Annotated in this window: 17 protein-coding genes; 9 read left to right on the top strand and 8 right to left on the bottom strand. The window is 51.4% G+C overall.

Annotated features, from left to right (window positions below; translation table 11 throughout):
* Positions 1-65: 65 nt before the first annotated feature.
* Positions 66-1,424, top strand: coding sequence for a DNA primase DnaG (gene dnaG / locus ACZ5ZS_RS00605; protein WP_188595964.1), 1,359 nt, complete (start codon positions 66-68; stop codon positions 1,422-1,424).
* Here dnaG and ACZ5ZS_RS00610 read toward each other — a convergent pair.
* Positions 1,421-3,745 (bottom strand): DNA-directed DNA polymerase, encoded by a 2,325-nt coding sequence (locus ACZ5ZS_RS00610; RefSeq protein ID WP_188595965.1) that lies wholly within the window; start codon positions 3,743-3,745, stop codon positions 1,421-1,423. The genes dnaG and ACZ5ZS_RS00610 overlap by 4 nt on opposite strands.
* A gap of 83 nt (positions 3,746-3,828) precedes the next feature.
* Here ACZ5ZS_RS00610 and ACZ5ZS_RS00615 point away from each other — a divergent pair, with 83 nt between their 5' ends.
* The 4 genes from ACZ5ZS_RS00615 (at position 3,829) to ACZ5ZS_RS00630 (ending at position 8,461) form a co-directional block, all read left to right on the top strand.
* Entirely contained in the window at positions 3,829-4,107 is a 279-nt protein-coding gene (locus ACZ5ZS_RS00615; RefSeq protein ID WP_075060187.1) for a UPF0147 family protein, read from the top strand.
* Between the two features lie 81 nt (positions 4,108-4,188).
* A complete protein-coding gene (locus tag ACZ5ZS_RS00620) occupies positions 4,189-5,208 on the top strand; it encodes a hypothetical protein (protein WP_188595966.1) in 1,020 nt (339 codons plus the stop codon).
* Positions 5,209-5,492: 284 nt separating this feature from the next.
* Positions 5,493-8,090, top strand: a complete 2,598-nt coding sequence (locus tag ACZ5ZS_RS00625; protein WP_188595967.1) for a penicillin acylase family protein — start codon at positions 5,493-5,495, stop codon at positions 8,088-8,090.
* Entirely contained in the window at positions 8,087-8,461 is a 375-nt protein-coding gene (locus tag ACZ5ZS_RS00630) for a hypothetical protein (RefSeq protein WP_188595968.1), read from the top strand. The genes ACZ5ZS_RS00625 and ACZ5ZS_RS00630 overlap by 4 nt, the downstream gene beginning before the upstream one ends.
* Positions 8,462-8,518: 57 nt before the next feature.
* Here ACZ5ZS_RS00630 and ACZ5ZS_RS00635 read toward each other — a convergent pair whose 3' ends face one another.
* The 4 genes from ACZ5ZS_RS00635 to ACZ5ZS_RS00650 all read right to left on the bottom strand — a co-directional run bounded on the left by ACZ5ZS_RS00635 (position 8,519) and on the right by ACZ5ZS_RS00650 (position 11,375).
* Positions 8,519-8,809 (bottom strand): 4a-hydroxytetrahydrobiopterin dehydratase, encoded by a 291-nt coding sequence (locus ACZ5ZS_RS00635; RefSeq protein ID WP_188595969.1) that lies wholly within the window; start codon positions 8,807-8,809, stop codon positions 8,519-8,521.
* A gap of 39 nt (positions 8,810-8,848) precedes the next feature.
* The gene (locus tag ACZ5ZS_RS00640; RefSeq protein WP_188595970.1) at positions 8,849-9,295 is read right to left on the bottom strand and encodes a ribosomal protein L13e; all 447 of its coding nucleotides are present in this window, start codon (positions 9,293-9,295) and stop codon (positions 8,849-8,851) included.
* Positions 9,296-9,374: 79 nt separating this feature from the next.
* On the bottom strand, positions 9,375-10,316 hold the full coding sequence (locus ACZ5ZS_RS00645; RefSeq protein ID WP_188595971.1) for a Gfo/Idh/MocA family protein: 942 nt from the start codon (positions 10,314-10,316) through the stop codon (positions 9,375-9,377).
* A gap of 105 nt (positions 10,317-10,421) precedes the next feature.
* The gene (locus ACZ5ZS_RS00650) at positions 10,422-11,375 is read right to left on the bottom strand and encodes a hypothetical protein (protein ID WP_464858378.1); all 954 of its coding nucleotides are present in this window, start codon (positions 11,373-11,375) and stop codon (positions 10,422-10,424) included.
* Between the two features lie 98 nt (positions 11,376-11,473).
* On the opposite strand from ACZ5ZS_RS00650, the gene ACZ5ZS_RS00655 reads away from it, so the two are divergent.
* Positions 11,474-12,478: an RNA methyltransferase gene (locus ACZ5ZS_RS00655; protein WP_188595973.1), complete on the top strand. Its 1,005-nt coding sequence runs from the start codon at positions 11,474-11,476 to the stop codon at positions 12,476-12,478.
* 51 nt (positions 12,479-12,529) lie between these two features.
* Here the strand turns inward: ACZ5ZS_RS00655 and ACZ5ZS_RS00660 are convergent, their stop codons facing one another.
* From ACZ5ZS_RS00660 to ACZ5ZS_RS00670, 3 genes are read right to left on the bottom strand one after another with little or no spacing between them, the layout of a single operon-like run.
* Positions 12,530-13,345, bottom strand: coding sequence for a hypothetical protein (locus tag ACZ5ZS_RS00660; protein WP_188595974.1), 816 nt, complete (start codon positions 13,343-13,345; stop codon positions 12,530-12,532).
* Entirely contained in the window at positions 13,302-14,069 is a 768-nt protein-coding gene (locus tag ACZ5ZS_RS00665) for an ABC transporter permease (RefSeq protein WP_229657638.1), read from the bottom strand. The genes ACZ5ZS_RS00660 and ACZ5ZS_RS00665 overlap by 44 nt, the downstream gene beginning before the upstream one ends.
* The gene (locus tag ACZ5ZS_RS00670; protein WP_188595975.1) at positions 14,056-14,967 is read right to left on the bottom strand and encodes an ABC transporter ATP-binding protein; all 912 of its coding nucleotides are present in this window, start codon (positions 14,965-14,967) and stop codon (positions 14,056-14,058) included. Before ACZ5ZS_RS00670 ends, ACZ5ZS_RS00665 begins: the two co-directional genes overlap by 14 nt.
* A gap of 204 nt (positions 14,968-15,171) precedes the next feature.
* Here ACZ5ZS_RS00670 and ACZ5ZS_RS00675 point away from each other — a divergent pair, with 204 nt between their 5' ends.
* The 3 genes from ACZ5ZS_RS00675 to ACZ5ZS_RS00685 are packed head-to-tail and all read left to right on the top strand — an operon-like array spanning position 15,172 to position 17,583.
* Positions 15,172-16,164 carry a coiled-coil protein gene (locus ACZ5ZS_RS00675; protein WP_188595976.1) on the top strand — a complete coding sequence of 331 codons (993 nt, stop codon included), beginning with the start codon at positions 15,172-15,174 and terminating at the stop codon, positions 16,162-16,164.
* Between the two features lie 5 nt (positions 16,165-16,169).
* The gene (locus tag ACZ5ZS_RS00680) at positions 16,170-17,225 is read left to right on the top strand and encodes a DUF373 family protein (protein ID WP_188595977.1); all 1,056 of its coding nucleotides are present in this window, start codon (positions 16,170-16,172) and stop codon (positions 17,223-17,225) included.
* A gap of 49 nt (positions 17,226-17,274) precedes the next feature.
* Entirely contained in the window at positions 17,275-17,583 is a 309-nt protein-coding gene (locus ACZ5ZS_RS00685; RefSeq protein WP_188595978.1) for a 50S ribosomal protein L21e, read from the top strand.
* The last annotated feature ends 34 nt before the right edge of the window (positions 17,584-17,617 follow it).

Consider the following 17,617-nt stretch of genomic DNA (forward strand, 5'->3'; position numbering starts at 1 on the left):
TAGCAGAAACGTTAATAAAGGTGAATTGCACGGAATGGTTCGGTTAAATTGAGGTGAAATGAGCCATGGGAGCATTAACTATAGTGGCCAAATACCTAATAGAAGCAGCGGTGGAAATACAAGGTTTGGTTGATAAGCCCGATATAGTTGGGGCATTGTTCAGCCAAACCGAGGGACTGCTCGGAAGCGAGCTCGACCTACGCAACCTGCAGAACACGGGCAGGATAGGCAGGATAGAGGTCGAGGTGGAGCACAAGGGGGATAAGACAGTTGGCAAGATCTATATCCCCTCCAACCTGGATCGCTACGAGACCTCCCTCCTAGCCGCGATGCTGGAATCCGTGGATAAGGTCGGGCCGTATAATGCCAAGGTCCAAGTCCTTCGGATAGGGGATTTGAGAGAGGAGAAGCGCAAGAAAATAATGGACCGCGCCAGGGAGCTTCTATCCAAGATAGAGGCCGAAACGCTGCCCGATACCAAGGAGATAGTGGAACGCTTCGTGGATCAAATGAAGGAGGCGGAGCTGGTTAAATACGGACCCGAGGGATTACCGGCTGGGCCGGACGTGGATAAGTCGGACACGGTGATAATAGTGGAGGGCCGCGCCGACGTAATTAACCTGCTCAAGCATGGGTATCGCAACGTGATAGCGATAGAGGGAGCGTCGGGTGGGATACCCAAGTCGGTCATAGATCTAAGCAGGAAGAAGACCGTGATAGCGTTCGTGGATGGCGATAGGGGAGGCGATTTGGTGTTGAGGGAATTGCTGAAGTCCGTGGACGTGGATTACGTTGCCAGGGCCCCAAGTGGAAAGGAGGTAGAGCAATTGACTGGCAAGGAAATATCGAAGGCCCTTCGCAATAAATTGCCGATAGAGGAGTACTTGTTGACCATAGAGAAGAAGGAGAGGCAAGTGATAGAGGAGGCGAAGCAGGAAGCTAAGGAGCAACGCCAAGAGCAAGCCCAAACCGCCAGGGAGGGCAAGCAGGAAGCGGAGGCGAGCGGCGCGGTGGAGGTGCCCGTGGAGAAGCGCGAGGCTGCTCCGGAAGAGATTAAAACAGAGAAGCCGCATCTAACGCCGTCAATGCAGCTTGAGGTAAAGATACCGCCCCAAGTAGTGGAGGAGATGAGCAAATTGGAGGGAACATTGGAGGCAGTGATTTACGACGAGAACTGGAACATGATTAAGAGAGTCCCAGTTAGGGATTTGGTGGATGCCTTGCAGCAAGTAACTAATGCCCACGCAATAATATTTGATGGAGTCTGCACGCAGCGCTTGGTTGACGCCGCTGCATCGAAGGGAGTTAAATTGATGGCTATGTCCCGTCTAGGCAATATAGCCAAGGTCCCTGCATCGCTTCAGCTGGCATCGATTGAGGATATATTGAAGACTATGGAGGCGGAGGCCAAGCCCCCGGCCTAGCCGAGGAAATCAAGTATACTTCCGCCTCCCCTTTTTCCAATCAGCCTATTTTCATCAACTCCAAGGGGTTCCAGTATCCGCATGGCGGCCGGTATCACTTGCTTCTCCACGTAATAATCCACGTCGACCTCCTCCCCGCCCTTCAATAGGGGCACCGGCATCACCCTATCGGCCAGCCGTCCCTCTCCCCTTAGCACTATGAAACCTATGGAGTCCCCCTTACCCACTTTGAAACCCCTCTCCAACAACTTCCTGGCCGCCGCCACATGAGGAGCATTGGCCTTATACTCATCCACGGATTTATCCAGGGTCTTCCAGATAATCAACTCATCCACGCTCCGCCCACCCCTCCTCAACTCATCCACCACTGCCCTAACGTAATTCACGGCGGCATCCACGCCCTGCTTTAAGGCTAGCTCGGCTACAGTTTCTTGAACCTCCTTGGCTAGATCACACCAATCCCCCCTCACGGCCTCGAATCCAACTATGTCGACCTCCCCATTCTCCAGAAGACCGACGTAGCGCTTCTTGGACTCCGTAATCAGTAGCTTAACGTACGTCTTATCAACCTTGACCTCGAATCCCTTGTCAGCCATGTAATCCATCACGCTCCTAACGACGTTCTCATCGTTCAGCAAGAAGAGGCTGTCCGTATCTCCGTAAATCACCTTTCCCCCCATGGACTCTGCATGCCTTATCGCATCCATTAAGAGGGACCTACCCCAAGCCGTTACGGCCTCGGCCACCTCCCTCCTATACCACCTGGCCCCAGCCCAGCCACAGTATCCATACATGGCATTCGCCATTATCTTAAGCGCGCGTTGCCTCTCGTCCAAGTAAATGAACTCAGGCGAGCCCTCCTTGAACCGCTTCATTTCATCCCTAATAATTCTCCTCGCCTCAACCAACTTCTGCAGCATGCTGGGGTAAAGACCACGTGGGGATTTGAGGAATTTATGGCCCACCTCCGGAGCCACGTAACAATCGCACTCGGCTTCATCGGTTAATGTGTCGGGGGATACATTGAACCTCATCATTATGCTGGGATACATGCTGGAGAAGTCCAGGACCACCACATTCTCGTGCAGGCCAGGCCTTGGTTCCAGCACCATGGCGCCCTTATATGGCTCGCTTTCCCGATCCACTCTGTTGGGGGCGAGCTCGCCTATCTTGAACGCCTCATGCATTATCATCCACTCCACCCTGGCGCCCACGCTGGCCTCCACGACTTGGTCCAAGGGCAATCCCGAGATACTGGCCAATTGAATAACGTGGGGCAGCAGCTTCTCGCCCAACCTAAGCGTGCTGACCACGTCGTCCCTAGCGTACTTCAGCAATTCCTCTCTCTTGACAGGATCATCCCAATACTCGTATATCCGGTGGCCTGGAATCAAGGTTCTCTCGCTTCTCTTCATTACCCCAAAATGCTCGGCCGCATAGTCCAAGCTCTTTCGCTTCACATCGCTCATTTCATCTATTATATTGAATAGATCTATGTGAGCCCGCCCTATTATGGACCAATGCCCGTAGGTGCTCTGCTCCGGCTCGGTGCCGTATTTACTGAGGGGAAGACCGATGCCCAACAACGAAGCCCGCCTCGAGAGGTACGGCAAGTCGAACCGCCCAGAGTTATACCCGAACACTATATCTGGATTCAATTCGTTGAACTTAGAGATGAATTCCCCAATCATCTTTCCCTCATCCCCATCATTTATAAATAGATAAATGTTGCCATTCCAATCCATTAACGAGATGATTATTATTGGATCCCTCTCTGGGCTCGGCGTCCCCCTTGGATTATATGTCTCTATATCCAAGGCAACGTACTTGAGGTGGGGCACATCAATGGAATCCAGTTGAACGGGATCGCCGAGAGCCCTATACGATGCCTCAACCCCTCTTCCCAGTTGCCCTCCCTCCTCCACCTCGTACTCCACCCAGCCAGGCTTAATTCCCTTATCTATCATGTACCTAAGCGTGAATCTTATGTCGGCTTCCAGAACATCCTTAACCCCGGTCACTGCCTTGGCCCTCTCCCTAGCTTCCCTTACCTTATCCGGGGATGTGACAGTCACCCTAATTACATCAATGGGTCGCCCAAAGAGCTTCTTGCTCTCCTTGGAAACCGAGATCACGTCCTTCATCCTCTTCAGCCCGGCCAATGCCCTCTCCCCCTCCACGACAGCGTAGAAGTACGGCCTGAACCCCCTGTGAGCGATCGCTATGGGCCTGCCGGCAGGGTCGACGCCAAACACCCTAATCTCAGGCTCCGACCCAGTGATCCCATACGTCACGTCCACAGGGAATATCTTTACTCTCATCTAATACATAGAGCTTGGCCGGGTAAAAAACTTTTTAAAAGGAGCTATTGATCACGGAGCGATATTAATCAAGAGGTGATTGGATGAGCAACCAAAACATTAACTCGGAGGTGCAGGAAAAGATAACCCAAGCGCTTTACTACCTGGAGCGAATAGTCCAGGATATGGGCATACCGAGGAACATAAGGAGGGCGGCCAGCGAGTCAGTTAAGATATTGAGGAATGCCCAGATGAGCCCGAGCCTACGCGCCGCCACCGTGATAGGAATCCTCGATGATGTTCTATCCGATCCCAACATGCCCCTATTCAGCAGGGTAATGATACTCCAGATAATAGCAGTGCTGGAGCAGGTGAGGGATTAAATCCCCCTCTCTAGCCTGGATTTCCGTATTATTACCTATTTTTATTTGTATTGTTTTTAATTCTATGAGCCATCCATAATCGTGCGTTTAGTGGTGGAGAGGAAGGATGACTTGGTGGTGGTGGAGGATGGGCTGTACAGCAGGGAGTTTAAGACCGTGGACGATGCGCTATCCTTCATAAGGGAGAAGTTCATGAGCGATGATTGCGAGCACAAGCATTGGTACATAAGGTTTCCCCTGAGCAGGCTGCTTGACTTCGCGAAATTCATATATGATAACGGACTCCGTGGAAAGCCATTCAGTGAAGCAGCGGCGCGCTACTTCAAGCAAAGAGGGCTGAGCAGTTCCAACGTTAGGGCATTGATGCCCACATTGACGGATCTGGGTTTGGTGAGGAATGGGGAGATAGGCGAGGAATTAATGGAGCTGGGCATGATGATATCAAAGGGCCGGTTAATGGAGGCCGCCACACTGCTGGGTAGGGCAGCGGCGAGGAACTGCGTCTTGAGAGACATGATGCAGCTACCAATAGATGAAGCGGCGGCAAAGCATGGCCTCTCCAGGAGAGACGAGATAGAGTATACCAGGCAACTCATGGAGTTCATAAGATCCAGCGGATTAACGGCTTGCGGTAGATTCGTGGATCAATTCTTCTATAATTCTTGCGAGGGATTCGATATATCCAATCATTGCATACCCAGCCTCCTGCTTAGGTTAATGCAGTACCTAATCTCCATAGGAAAACCGCAAGAGCTCCGCGAGATAGTTAATCCCCCTGAGCTTTACTCCGTTGCCTCGGTGAAGGATGGTTATATATATGTCTCTAGGAGGGATGGAGATATTCCAGTTATGCGAGTCATGGGGGATTTCAAAGTGTTCGAGTCATCCGCCTTCGTGCCCAGCGTCAGGAATTGGCTGGCCGATATGGAACCCGCAGTCCTGAGATCCCTCAAGGAGGAGGCGCCGCATGTCGCCGTCCTCCTTCCATTCCTAGTAAACGTGAACGGATGCCATCAGAGGAAGATATTGCTGGGCATATACTCCGGGGACGGCAGCGTCGCGGTTAAGATACATGATCTAAAGGATTTATGGAATCCTTAGAACACTGGAGCATTGCCGTTAGTAGGGGATTCCCCGAGTTGATTGCGACCATCAAGGAGCGATGCCCAGTCGAGGGCGCGAGTAACAATGGGGCTTCTTATTTCTAAAAATATAATATTAAAATACAATATTCTCCTAATCGCTTTCCTCAATAATGTTCACTGTGCAGTTCAAGCCATTATAATCCGCTAAAGCCAGCAGTAACTGGCTCAGCGATACGTTTCTTAAATTTTTATTTATTATAAAAATAAATATTTATATATTTTAAAACTACGCCTAATTATATGCTGTTTCGCATATCATCAATAACTAAATTATCCGCAACAGTCATAGGCATAGCAGTGGTGCTGGCCGTAATGTACGTACCATTCTCTCCATTAGCTCCCTTAGCCGATGTGCTCAATCCAGGCATCGGCATCGGCGTTTGGGGATCAACGCCGCCGCCTGGCGTCGGATGCATAAACCATACCTTGACCATTAATTCATCTATGGCTGAGGTGACTGTGTGCATTACGCCTGATGGATTCATAAGAATAGCCGCTAACCAAGACTGGGCTCTCTTCTACGAGCAGGGATATCTAACCGCTGAGTATAGATTGGCTCAGCTGGTCTTCATGCGGGCAATGGCGGAGGGCAATCTCTCATCAATGGTAGGGCCATCCATGATTCAGAGCGATGAGTTCTACAGGGCGCTGGAGACAACCATAGTGGCACAGGAAACCGTTAATCAACTAAATAAATCCAGTTATGAGTACATGGCGCTGTATTACTATGTGCTCGGCATAAATGATTATATAAAATCAATGCAGCCCTCTCGCTTGCCGTTGATCCTCAAGGTCCTCGGATATAAACCCACTCCATGGTTAATGCGGGACACCTTCGCTATACAACAATTGCTCACTTGGAGCTTGAGCGGGACGGATGATCCATTGGGATTCACCTTCGCCTTGGAGAACATGCCCAAGCAAGCCGTGGAAGCCCTCTATCCCGCCTATCCCCCCTCTGTTCAATATCCAATATACCCGTACGACTTAAACCCAACCATATACGAGGGGAGCGGCAACGCAGGGAACCTAAGTCTCTATTCCATGAACCCGCTGCCGCCGGGAATCGCATTGACTGCATTCAATAAGGCTGTCGAGAACGCCATAGCATTCTTTCAAGGCGATCCCTCATTTTCCTCGTCGATTGTTGGAAAAGTCCTTCCGGGTTTCGATCCATTTCTCCACGTAGTGGAGGGATTAACGGATGCCGGCAGCAATAATTGGGTGGTGAATGCATCGATGGGCGCCGCAATGCTGGCAAACGATCCCCACCTGACTACCACGGTGCCCTCCATATGGATTGGGTTCCAACTCGTGGCACCAGGTCTAAACGTGGTCGGCGTCGACTTCCCGGGCACTCCCGGCGTCATACTGGGCCATAATCCATACATAGCCTGGGGAGCCACCGATGCTGAACCGCAGGTGTGTTACTTCTATGTGGAGGAAACGAGCCCCTCCCATCCCGGCGAGTATTTCCATAATGGATCGTGGATCCCCTTCACCGTAATCCACGAAATCATTCAAGTTAAGGGCAGGGGAGATATCAATTATTTAGTGGAGAGAGCAGCAAACGGGGTGGTCGTGAGCAATTACAGCGGCGTAGTGATAGTAATGGATTGGACGGGGCTCTATCCCAACAATGAGGTGGCAACGTTCCTGGGCTTTGACTTAGCCAAGAACCTAAGCGACTTCCTGGCCGCCCTCTCCAATTTCAAGGTTGGAATTCAGAATTTCGCATATGTAGATAATAAAGGGAACTTCGGCATATTCGCATATGGCCTATATCCCATTATAAGGGCCGGAAATCCCAGGGCAGTTCTGCCGGGCTATGGTAATTATGATTGGACCGGATTCATACCTGCCAGCAATCAACCCTACGTGCTTGATCCCAGCAGCGGCTTCGCCGCCAGCGCGAATCAAGTGCCGGTATCGCCTGGGTACCCCTATTATCTAGGCTGGAGCTACGAGAGCGGCTTCAGGGCCGACGAGATAAATCATGATTTATCAATATTCAAGAAAGCGAATAACTTGAGTATCTCATCAATGGAGGCAACTCAATTGGATGTGCATGACTACTCCACCGATTTATTCCTTCCCAGCCTAATCTCCGCGCTGTCCAGCAGCAAGCTAAGCGCAGTGGAAAGGGGGGCCGCCGATTTATTAACTGAATGGAACGGCAATTTCACGGTGGATTCCGCGGCAGCCACTATATATTACTTCTGGCTGCAACAATACCTGAACGATACGTTCATGCCTTGGTTAATTTACTACAACATAACGCGCCCAGAGGGGTTGGGCGAGTTCTCATTCTTCCTGGGACCCGACTCGGTGTATCATGGCCAACTCATTCTCGATCTAGCCAATTGGACCCAATACTACCCTGACTCGCAATGGTTCTATGACCCGCTCAACCACCAGGCCAGGAATTCGGATTATGTAATGATTTTGGCATTCAACCAAACCGTGAAATACTTACAGGAATTGCTGGGCCCCGATCCAACTCATTGGGATTGGGGCTACGTACATAAAAGATTGCTGGCCAGCTTATTCGGCTTGCCTGGATTATCTGTGGGCCCCTTCCAATCCCCAGGGGACGGCAACACCATCAATGCCGCATACGGGTTGGTGTCAACTATAGGTCCCAGCTGGCGCATGGTAGTAGACATGAAGTATCCCATGGATGCTGTCGGAGTGTATCCGGGCGGTATCTCCGAGAACCCGCTTGGCTTGTATAACGATACCACCGCGTATTGGTTGACCGGCGATTATTATCAATTAATACCGAGCGGCCTACCCGCGGAGTTCTACTACCTATACCTGCCAGGTGCTAAGCCATGATCGGCAAAACGCGCATGATTGTCTTTTTCATAACGGGAGTAATTATCGCGATTGCCTTATCGGCCGTCGGCTATTGGGAATTCATGTTCATTCCAATGATCCCAATGGGTTACGCAATGCGCAGCCGCTCCATTGTTTCCCTGGCCTTGCTTGGACTGGCCGGGGCCGTGGGAGCCATGGCATCGATACTGCTCAATCCATACGCGATTCAGGACGGCGCGGTGACCGCCGCAATAATCGGAGCACCGGGGGGACCCGCCATACCCCTGGCATTAACCTTAACGCTGGCATTCTTGAACGCCGGGCTAGGCGGCGCGGCGGGAGCCCAAGCCAGCGAGATTATTAGGAATAAACGCGAAGGCAAGGGCTGACCCCTCCCATCCTTAAGGGCTTAATTTGTCAATTGCTTTATTAGATAAAATAGGGCCTTAATGCACCGCATTGAATGATTCATCCATTTTCTTGGCCAACTCGAAGTCCAGCTCCGTCAATCCACCCGCGTCGTGTGTGGTCAATTCTGCTTTGACCTTATTATAGGAGATGCATAGGTCTGGGTGGTGATTCATTGCATCCGCTAATGGCCTGATCCTATTAATGAATTCCACGGCTTCCCGGAAATCCTTGAAAATGTACTCCTTTATCAATCGATCATCATCGATCCTCCAACCACTCAAGTGCCGAAGCCTCTCCGACGCCTCCTGGGGTGGTAATTTATTCATGAGTGAATTCACTTAAGTAATTGCTTTTAAATTGATGGCCTAATTGCCGCCCTTCCTGCGCACCGCTTCATGCCTTTTCCTGGCATCGCGTTCCTTCTGCTTCTTGCTCCACTTATGCTTATGGACCTCCAGCAGCCCAACCGAGTACAAGCCCCTGGAACGGCGGCCGGCAGGAGTCAAGCCCCTGAATGCCTTGCCCTTGCTTTCCTTAGTTATGATCTCCAATGCGACGGCGGGTTTTGCAGGGGTTCCTTCCTTTATGGATGAAAGGTAATCCCGCAGCGCCTTAACGTTCCACTCATACGAGCTCCTCCTCCTCGTATCAACAGGTATCCCGAGCAGCCTGGCATCGTTTATTGAAAGGCCAACTTCCTTCACCTCCGACGGCGAGAATCCCCTGCCAGCCCTCAGCTTCTCAGCTCCCCTATCGCCAAGCAATCTAGGCGCCTTTACCTTTGGTATCGGCGCATCGAGTTGATGGGCCATACAAAGTCGAGATGCGCTGCCCTTTTAAAATCTTCCCGCGGCACCTGATCCCTACCCTGGAGGAAGCCCAAGGCTAGGATTAAGGGCAATTGGATGTATAGATGTCCAGCACAGCTCTCAAATCCCGAAGGGCTAGCTGGGGAGGCATTGGGACCTCCGTTCCCTCCCGAATCGACCTCAGGAAGCCCTCAATCTCAAGTTGAACGGTATTAACCTTCGGAAGCTCGATCCTCTCGCCATTAAATAGTATATCCCCGTAATTCCTGCCGCGTACCCTGCTCGCCGGATCCTCCACTATGGATCCACCAACCCCGTAAACCTCGAATAAGGGCACGCGGGGCGAGTTGGGGAAGGCCCAGCCATACATGAACGCGCCCACGGCGCCCGATTTAAATTTGAATAAAGCCATGCTAGCGCTCTCGCCCTCCATTTGAGGCATAGCCCGCCGGGAGGAGCCGCAAACAGCCTCGTAATCGCCCCCTATGTTTAGAAATGTATCCATCAAGTGAATGCCCCCATCTATTAACGATCCACCGCCCATTTCATCCAACTTGGCTCGCCAACCCGTCGGAGCATGAAAGGATAAGCCGCGCGCTATTATCGTATGTACGCCCAAATCCTTGGATAACTCCGCCGCCTTCCTTGCGGCTGGATCGAAGAAGTGATTCTCGGCCACCATGAACTTAACCCCGGACTCCTCCGCCGCCTTTATAATGGCCAAGCCCTCCTCCAACGTCCTGGCTATGGGCTTCTCCAGCAGGACGTGCTTGCCTGCCTTGAATGCCTTGACCGACATCTCCAAGTGAGAAGCATGGTCAACCACCAAATCCACGACGTCCACCGAGGATCTCAAGACGTCATCGTATGACGTGAAGAACCCGGAGGCCCCCCACTCATTCGCGCATGCCTCGGCCGCTGCCCTATCCCTCGAGAAGACGTATATATCCACACTCCCCATGGACCTCAACGCCTCCAAGTGAACACGCCCAAACCCCCTACAACCGACAACCGCGACTTTCATTGAATCAATCATCCCCGCTCCCTAATATGCTTTGCCCAGCCGACCGCCAAGCCTAAGGACGCGGGCGACACTATCGCAAGAATCGCATCTATAAAGTATATCCCCCTAGCAGTGGTCAATACGTTGAGCAAGCCATAGGCGAAGAACACCATGGAGAGAAAAGCCAATATGTATGCCAGTGAACTCCTGAGGTACGCGGCAGAGAGGGGGGCGGCCAGCGCACAAGGATAGGTACAACGCGGCTATGGATGGAACAATGGTTAGGTCATAAAACAAGCCATAATTAAGCAGGCTTACAATGCTGAGGATCATCACAAGCACCACCAAGCCCACAGTGCCTTTCCTCAACTGAAGCTCGTCGACCAACACGCCCCTCACAGCGGCGTACTCGGCGAGAACTATGGAGTATTGACCAATTGACTGCAGATAAACCACAAAGGAAGGAGCCACGAAGAAGCCTCCGATTATCATAAGTACGCTGGATAAGGTAAACGCGAATGGTATTATCCATGCATGCCTCTCATCCCCGCTCGCGTAAGGAGCCAGCGATATGCATATCAACAATAGGCCAGATGATAATATGGCAGTGAACGGATGGCTCGGCACGACGGCTGAGGGGGAGAAGCGCCAACCCACTGGAATAGACAGCGCTATTTGAACAATTGACGTCGCCAGCAGAGCCACGTAAACGAACCCGCTTGCCACCAGCGCGGATGCGATGGCGGACAGGGAGAGAACCATAACTATGGACCCAGAAGCGGGCAGGTTTAATACGTAGAACGAGATATAATCAACCGTGTAGGCCACGTATAGGACGTAGCTGAGCAGCCAGGAATACAATTGAACCCTGGCAAGCGTCGGCGACACGCGTTTAGAATAGGAGTAAAAACCGCCGCTGCTCCACTTACTCTTGACAAGCAGGTATATCAAGATGGCCAGTGGGCTGATCGCCAATGCCGATAACGCGGAGACCAGTGGATCCTCATGGGAAACGGCAAGCGGGAGCGGTGATACGCATGCCACCACGTACCCGAGCAGCAACGACCTGCTGAGGCCCATCGGCGAAGTTCACCGATGCCTCTTAATCAATTAATACGCGGAAGCGCATCGCGAGCCTCGGAGGGAAATGTTTTTCAGGGGAAGGCCTAGCCTTAACCGTGATCGCTGCATCGCTGTTGGCGAGCGCATTGAGGAGTGAGCTTGGATGCAGCTCATTATGCGTGCCGGGCCGGTATTTGCGGCGCGGACTGCAGGGAGTGGCTGTCGATGCGTTGATTGGTAGATTGAGCGTTGCGCGGGAACGTTGCGCGGGAAGAATGATCATTGATGCCCCCATTCCAGTGATTGTGCCGGCCAGGGACGGAGCGAGCGAGGCGGATTGCATGATAGTAGAGGGACCGGGAGATCTAGACGTGGAATCGCTGAGGAACGCCATGCCCAGGTCCCCCCTATTCATAATTGATCTATCGCTCTGGGACAAGCACAGCGAGGTGGAAAAGAAGGAACTGGTGGAGCAGGTAATATCATCCATCAACTACGTGAGGGAGTACCTATGGGACGGCAATCTACTGGTTAGCAGTGCCCCCGGCGGCTTCATGGAGCTGTTCAATAGGTATGCCCCCGACATGAGGCACATGGTTCGCATCACATCCAATCCACCCCTTCAATTCATGAAGGGAGCCAGATCCGCAGTGCTTGATCCGTACGGGGACGCAGTCAGCGAGGAGGAGCTCAAGGGCGTGGATGTGTTCCTGGTTGGGGGGATAGTTGATAAGGAGAGAAAGGTAAGCAATGAGACTTTTTCGCTTTATAGATCCCTGGGACTGGATAATTATGGAGTGCCTCGATACAAATTGACGCTATGGGGTTCCCGCGTGGGCGTTCCCGATAGGATAAACAAGATAGTAAAGATATTGCTGGACGCGGTGGTGGGTGGGAGGGGATTGGATGATGCAATCCTAGCCGCCCAGTCCAATAAGGACAGACTGCAGAGGCTGGTCCATGAGTTGCAGGTGAGAGGTAGGATCATAAATGTAAACGGCGAGAGGCGGTTGGCCATAAATGAAAACGAACTGAAAGACATAATATCGAGGCTCGGCATAAATGACAAGGTGCTGCGGCGAGCCACGCGCGGCATTAAGCTACTCGTGGAGAACGAATGAATGGACTGACCTCGCCCATAATAGGAGCCCACCGCTACTGACTACTCGCCCTCACCTCAAGCCGAGAGAGCCAGTTCTCCTCAGCCTTTCATCGGCCTTTCCGAGAATCAGCCACGCCGCGCCTAACATGATTGCCGTGAATATAAGCGAATATGCCAACTGTAACTGAATTGGAATGCCCAACTCATTCACGCCGGTCGCGCTCTCCCTCATCAAAACGAAGGGATATGCCAGCGGCGAGTACTCGTTTATCAGCCTTATGGCTGGGCTGAACTCGCTGGGCAGTAGACCGCCCACTGCAGGCAAGATGAATTGGAGAACGTCGGTCACCACCCAGCTGGACCTTAACCCAGCGACCATTATGGCATATATTGATGCTAATGAAAGCAGGGAGAGGGAGGCCATCACCACTGAGATGAAAAACGCGGCCGGATCCATTATTGTGGGCTCCACCCTAAACACAGCGGCGAAGCTGGCCAGTATCACCGCCAGATCCAGCACGGTGTATATCAGCAGGGCTAGGCCGCTGCCCATCACGTGCCTGAACAGCGAGGAGCCACTGCCCATCACGTACTCCAACACGCCATCTTGATGCTCGTCCAGCATGCCTTGCCCGAACTCCCAGAGCCACGTGGAGTAGAGGGAGAAGGAGTATGATATCCATATCAATAATTGAATGGTAAGGCCCCCAAGGGACAGGCCGTATCCCTCCAGTGATAGGACGAAGAAGGCCAACCAGAGAGGGGCACTGATCATCCCCATCACCAACGAGGCGGGCCTGGAGAGGAGAGACCTAAGTCCCCGCTCCACCTCGTTGAGCACGTCATACAATGCCCTTCCTAAGAAGCGATTTCTGTAGCCTGCCATATAGGTACGCACCCAGTGATAGGTAGACGGCCGAGGCCAGGACCAGGTAAGCCACGTGGGTCGCGTTTAAATAACCGATCAATTCGTAATACAAGGCATCATCCAAAGCATGCATTGGAAGAACCCTCACCAAGAAGCCCAACCAGAGAGGCAGCGCTTGTATGGGGTACGTGGCCCCCGATAACAACGACGCCGCCGACGTTATTAATCCCATCAATGAATCCGAGTCCCTGAACCTCAGAACCAAGCCGCTGAGCGCCAGGCCTAATCCGTATAAAGGCATCAAGCCTATCAGCAATAAAACTATCGATGCCAGTGCCCTCATCATTCCCTGAATCCCGTATACTCCGTAGGCTATGGGCATGAGGGACACTGTGAATGCGGCGACTATGGATGACGCCATGACAAGCGAGGTCCCGAATAGTATCACGAACATATTAGTTGGGGATGCCAGCAAGTACTCCAGCCGACCCCCGTTCCTCTCCTCCCGCAAGAACCGCGCGCCCGTCTGCATCATTATTATGGAAAGCATGACAACCTCGAACCCTATGAACTGCTCCGCGAATCTATACCTGTTCACGCTGGCCAGGAACGAGGCTATCACAGCCGTGCCCCCCGCCACGAAGTACGGCAATATCACGAGCAACGCGAGGCCTCCTGGCTCCCTGCTTATTATCCTGAACTCGTTCTCCATAACCGCCGTGAACTCATTAATTGCGCCCATTGCTGACCGCCGCCACGAACGCCTCCTCCAGGGTTGGCTCCCTTATCTTGATCCCCTTAACCTCCCCATTCACCTCCCCCAACAACCTTCTCAGCTCAGCCGCCGGATCCTTAGTCTCCACCCTAAGAGTCCTCAGGGATGACCCGACATTTACATCAATCTCTATCACATACTTGAGACCCAGCCTAGCCTTTATCTCGCTTGGTTCCCCCTCCATAATTATGCGACCGCCGTTTATTATGCCCACCTCATCGCACACCTCCTCCACCTCCCAGAGGTTGTGGCTGGTCAGGAGTATTGCCTTTCCGTTCTTCTTCAATTCCATTAATAGCTCCCTAACGGACTTGGAGGAAATGGGATCCAGACCTATGGTGGGCTCATCCAAATAAATCACTGGAGGATCATGTATTAACGCCCTAGCAATGGAGAGCCTAACCCTCATGCCTAGGCTGTACTCTTCATAAGGCCTATCAGCGGCATTAGATAAATCCATCAACTTCAACAACTCCGTTGCCCTACTATCCGCCTCCGATTTATTCAAACCGTAGAGGCGCCCGAAATATACAAGGTTCTCGCGCCCGCTCAGCCTGGCATAGAATCCCTTATCTGGATAAAGCACCAAGCCTATGCTCCTTCTCACCTCCCGCGGCTGGGATACCACGTCGAATCCATTAACCGTGGCGGAGCCCTCATCAGGCAGCAACAACGTTGATAGTATCTTCACCGCGGTGGATTTCCCCGCTCCATTGGGGCCCAGGAGACCGTAGGCTTCTCCCCATCTTATGTCGAAGGATAAGCCAGTCAACGCGTTGACTACTATCCTCCTCCTGCCAATCAATCCGGTCCTCTCGAATGCAGCGAATCGCTTCTTAATTTCCCTAGCCTCTACGGCGCCCATCTATAACGCGGCTGCTTCGGACTTTTATAAAATGTATCCAAGCCCCCAGTTCAAACGAAGCACTACCGGGTTTCGATGCTATTTGGCCCGTTAATCCTTTTGAATTAATCGCTTCACACATTAGCCTCGCTCAGCATTACGCGCATGTGATTGCATGTTTTCCTTGGAAAAAGTTATAAACATGTCATTAATCTCTGGGGACGGATGGCCTTGCTAAACATAGATGAGCTGAAGCGCAAGATTTCCGAGATAAATAATGAAATAGGGGTCATCAGTAAGCAAATAGACGATCTTTATGCCGACATGAACGAGAAGAAGAATAGGCTGAACGAGATCAGGGGGCGGATAAATGAATTGATAGGCCAAGTTAACCAGAAAAGACAGAGGCTGGGGGAGATTAGGTCCAACATAGCAAAGCTAGTTGAGGAGCGGAACTCCCTTGTCGGCGAGATGAGAAAAATGAAGGAGGAAAGGGATGGAATACTCGATGAGATGAATAAGGTCAGGGAAAAGGTGGCGAAGCTAAGGGACTTGATTAAGCTAGCCATGGAATACACGGATGGCAGGATAAGGGATAAGGATCAGTTAAAGGAATTGATAGAGAAGATGGAATACGATCATGAAACGACCCCCACCGATCCCCAGCGTGAGAAGGAGTTCTATAAAATGATATCCCAGTTGGAGGAGGAGATGGTTACCGCGGAGACTCTTGAGAAGCTGCAGGCCAGGCTCGATGAGGAGAGGAATAAAGTGAAGGAAATGGCGGAGAGGAGGAAGCAATTGGCCGCTAGAATGAAGGAATTATATGAGGGACGATACCAGGAAATAAAGGCTCAGATAAAATCGTTAATAGAGGAAATCAATAAGGAGAGAGAGGAATTGATAAAATTAAAGGAACAACGGGACTCGCTCAAGAAGGAGAGGGATGAGATCAAGGCATACATGCTGTCCAAATACGTGGAGGCCAAGCAACTAAAGGAGAGGAGGAGGCAATTATATGATGAACTGAACAAGAACAAAATGCTTTTGGTGGCTGCCTATAAATCCATAAACGCAGATAAGAAGAGGGCCGAGGAGGAGAAGCAAAAGGAGATATTGAGGACTCGTGCAGAGGAGATCAAAAGGAAGCTGGATAATGGGGAGCGCGTGTCATTCGAGGAGTTAAAGATATTAAGCGAACTGGAAACGGATAGTTAAACGAAATGTCAAACGTAAGCAAGATACTTATATTGTGCGTAGACATAGATGACGATGTAGGGGAACGGCTGGGCGTCAGAACCCCCGTGATAGGCCGCGAGGACGTCCTCAAGGTCGCCATGGATTACATATTGAGGTACCCAGATGATTCGGATGCAAACGCCATATTCGGCGCAATACAGCTGTACGATTCCATGAAGACCTCATTTGGTGAGAATAACATAGAGGTGGCGCTCGTGGCGGGCTCCAGCAAGGGGGACGTGATGGCCAACATGAAGGTGCTTAGGGAGGTCAGCGACGTAATTGGGAAATTCAACGCCGACGGCATAGTGCTCGTCTCTGATGGACCATCTGATGAAGCCGCTGCGGACGTGATAAGATCCATCAGGCCCATAATATCCATTAAGAGAATAGTCGTGAAGCAGACCAGGGGGTTCGAGGAGGTGGCCGTCCTTACTAGGTACTACATATTGAAGGCGTTGATGGAGCCCCAGCTCAGGAAGTACACCGTTGGGTTGCCCGCCCTCATAATATTGATCTATGCGGCTTGGCTATTCATCCCCCTGAGCATAAAGGGATTGGTATCGTCCATACTCCTATTATCGATAGGGATGGGCCTGCTGGGCTTCGCGTTGAATATACACAAGCCGATAGTTAAATTCGCAAGATCATATGAGGTGACGTTCTTTCTATCTATAGTATCATCATTTCTGCTGGCTATATACGTTGCAATAGACTTGGTAGTTCTGCGCTCCCCGCTCTCATCGTTGATAAGCCCTGGCTTCACCTTGATAAACGCGATGGGGTTCGTGCTTGGAATAATAGTTGGGGTAAATGCCATGGAGATATACTCCAAGTCAAGGATGCTACCATATGGCCACGTGGTCGCCATATCCATGGTATCGCCCCTCTTCATATTGATAAGCCTAGCATATGGATTCATAAACGGAATAATACAATTAGACGTGATATTGGCATACATGCTAATATACTTCGCGGTTAACCTCGTAGTTCTGCTCACGTTGGTGGAGGTGAGGAGAAGGAGAAGGCATTATGCCTAGCTCCTCGGAAGCTTTTTAAACGGTGGAGCAACGACGTGAGCGAGGGGTAATGACAAAGAGAACCCATGGATATAGAGCGAAAAGCAGGGAGGTATTGAGCAAGCACCCGAGGGAGAGGGGCAGGCCTGGATTGATAAGGTGGATGTATAAGTATAACGCAGGAGATAAGGTGATAATAGACATTGATCCCACCAACATAGTGACTGCGCCGCATAGGCGGTATCAGGGAAAGGTGGGGAGCGTCGTCGGAACTAGGGGTAAGGCCTTAGTAATAGAGGTAAAATTCGACAAAGAGAAGAAGACGATAATAACTACGCCCGACCACGTTAGACCTCTCCTTGGAGAGCGACGGGCCTAATATTCACGAGAGCGATTTTTATATACGGTTCGGA

This window comes from Thermocladium modestius, assembly GCF_055398215.1.

What these genes read in the sequence shown, in the direction of transcription:
- dnaG (WP_188595964.1), top strand. Translation starts at nt 66, where the DNA reads ATGGGAGCATTAACTATAGTGGCCAAATACCTAATAGAAGCAGCGGTG.
- ACZ5ZS_RS00610 (WP_188595965.1), bottom strand. Translation starts at nt 3,745, where the DNA reads ATGAGAGTAAAGATATTCCCTGTGGACGTGACGTATGGGATCACTGGG.
- ACZ5ZS_RS00615 (WP_075060187.1), top strand. Translation starts at nt 3,829, where the DNA reads ATGAGCAACCAAAACATTAACTCGGAGGTGCAGGAAAAGATAACCCAA.
- ACZ5ZS_RS00625 (WP_188595967.1), top strand. Translation starts at nt 5,493, where the DNA reads ATGCTGTTTCGCATATCATCAATAACTAAATTATCCGCAACAGTCATA.
- ACZ5ZS_RS00630 (WP_188595968.1), top strand. Translation starts at nt 8,087, where the DNA reads ATGATCGGCAAAACGCGCATGATTGTCTTTTTCATAACGGGAGTAATT.
- ACZ5ZS_RS00635 (WP_188595969.1), bottom strand. Translation starts at nt 8,809, where the DNA reads ATGAATAAATTACCACCCCAGGAGGCGTCGGAGAGGCTTCGGCACTTG.
- ACZ5ZS_RS00640 (WP_188595970.1), bottom strand. Translation starts at nt 9,295, where the DNA reads ATGGCCCATCAACTCGATGCGCCGATACCAAAGGTAAAGGCGCCTAGA.
- ACZ5ZS_RS00645 (WP_188595971.1), bottom strand. Translation starts at nt 10,316, where the DNA reads ATGAAAGTCGCGGTTGTCGGTTGTAGGGGGTTTGGGCGTGTTCACTTG.
- ACZ5ZS_RS00650 (WP_464858378.1), bottom strand. Translation starts at nt 11,375, where the DNA reads ATGGGCCTCAGCAGGTCGTTGCTGCTCGGGTACGTGGTGGCATGCGTA.
- ACZ5ZS_RS00660 (WP_188595974.1), bottom strand. Translation starts at nt 13,345, where the DNA reads ATGGCAGGCTACAGAAATCGCTTCTTAGGAAGGGCATTGTATGACGTG.
- ACZ5ZS_RS00665 (WP_229657638.1), bottom strand. Translation starts at nt 14,069, where the DNA reads ATGGGCGCAATTAATGAGTTCACGGCGGTTATGGAGAACGAGTTCAGG.
- ACZ5ZS_RS00670 (WP_188595975.1), bottom strand. Translation starts at nt 14,967, where the DNA reads ATGGGCGCCGTAGAGGCTAGGGAAATTAAGAAGCGATTCGCTGCATTC.
- ACZ5ZS_RS00675 (WP_188595976.1), top strand. Translation starts at nt 15,172, where the DNA reads ATGGCCTTGCTAAACATAGATGAGCTGAAGCGCAAGATTTCCGAGATA.
- ACZ5ZS_RS00680 (WP_188595977.1), top strand. Translation starts at nt 16,170, where the DNA reads ATGTCAAACGTAAGCAAGATACTTATATTGTGCGTAGACATAGATGAC.
- ACZ5ZS_RS00685 (WP_188595978.1), top strand. Translation starts at nt 17,275, where the DNA reads ATGACAAAGAGAACCCATGGATATAGAGCGAAAAGCAGGGAGGTATTG.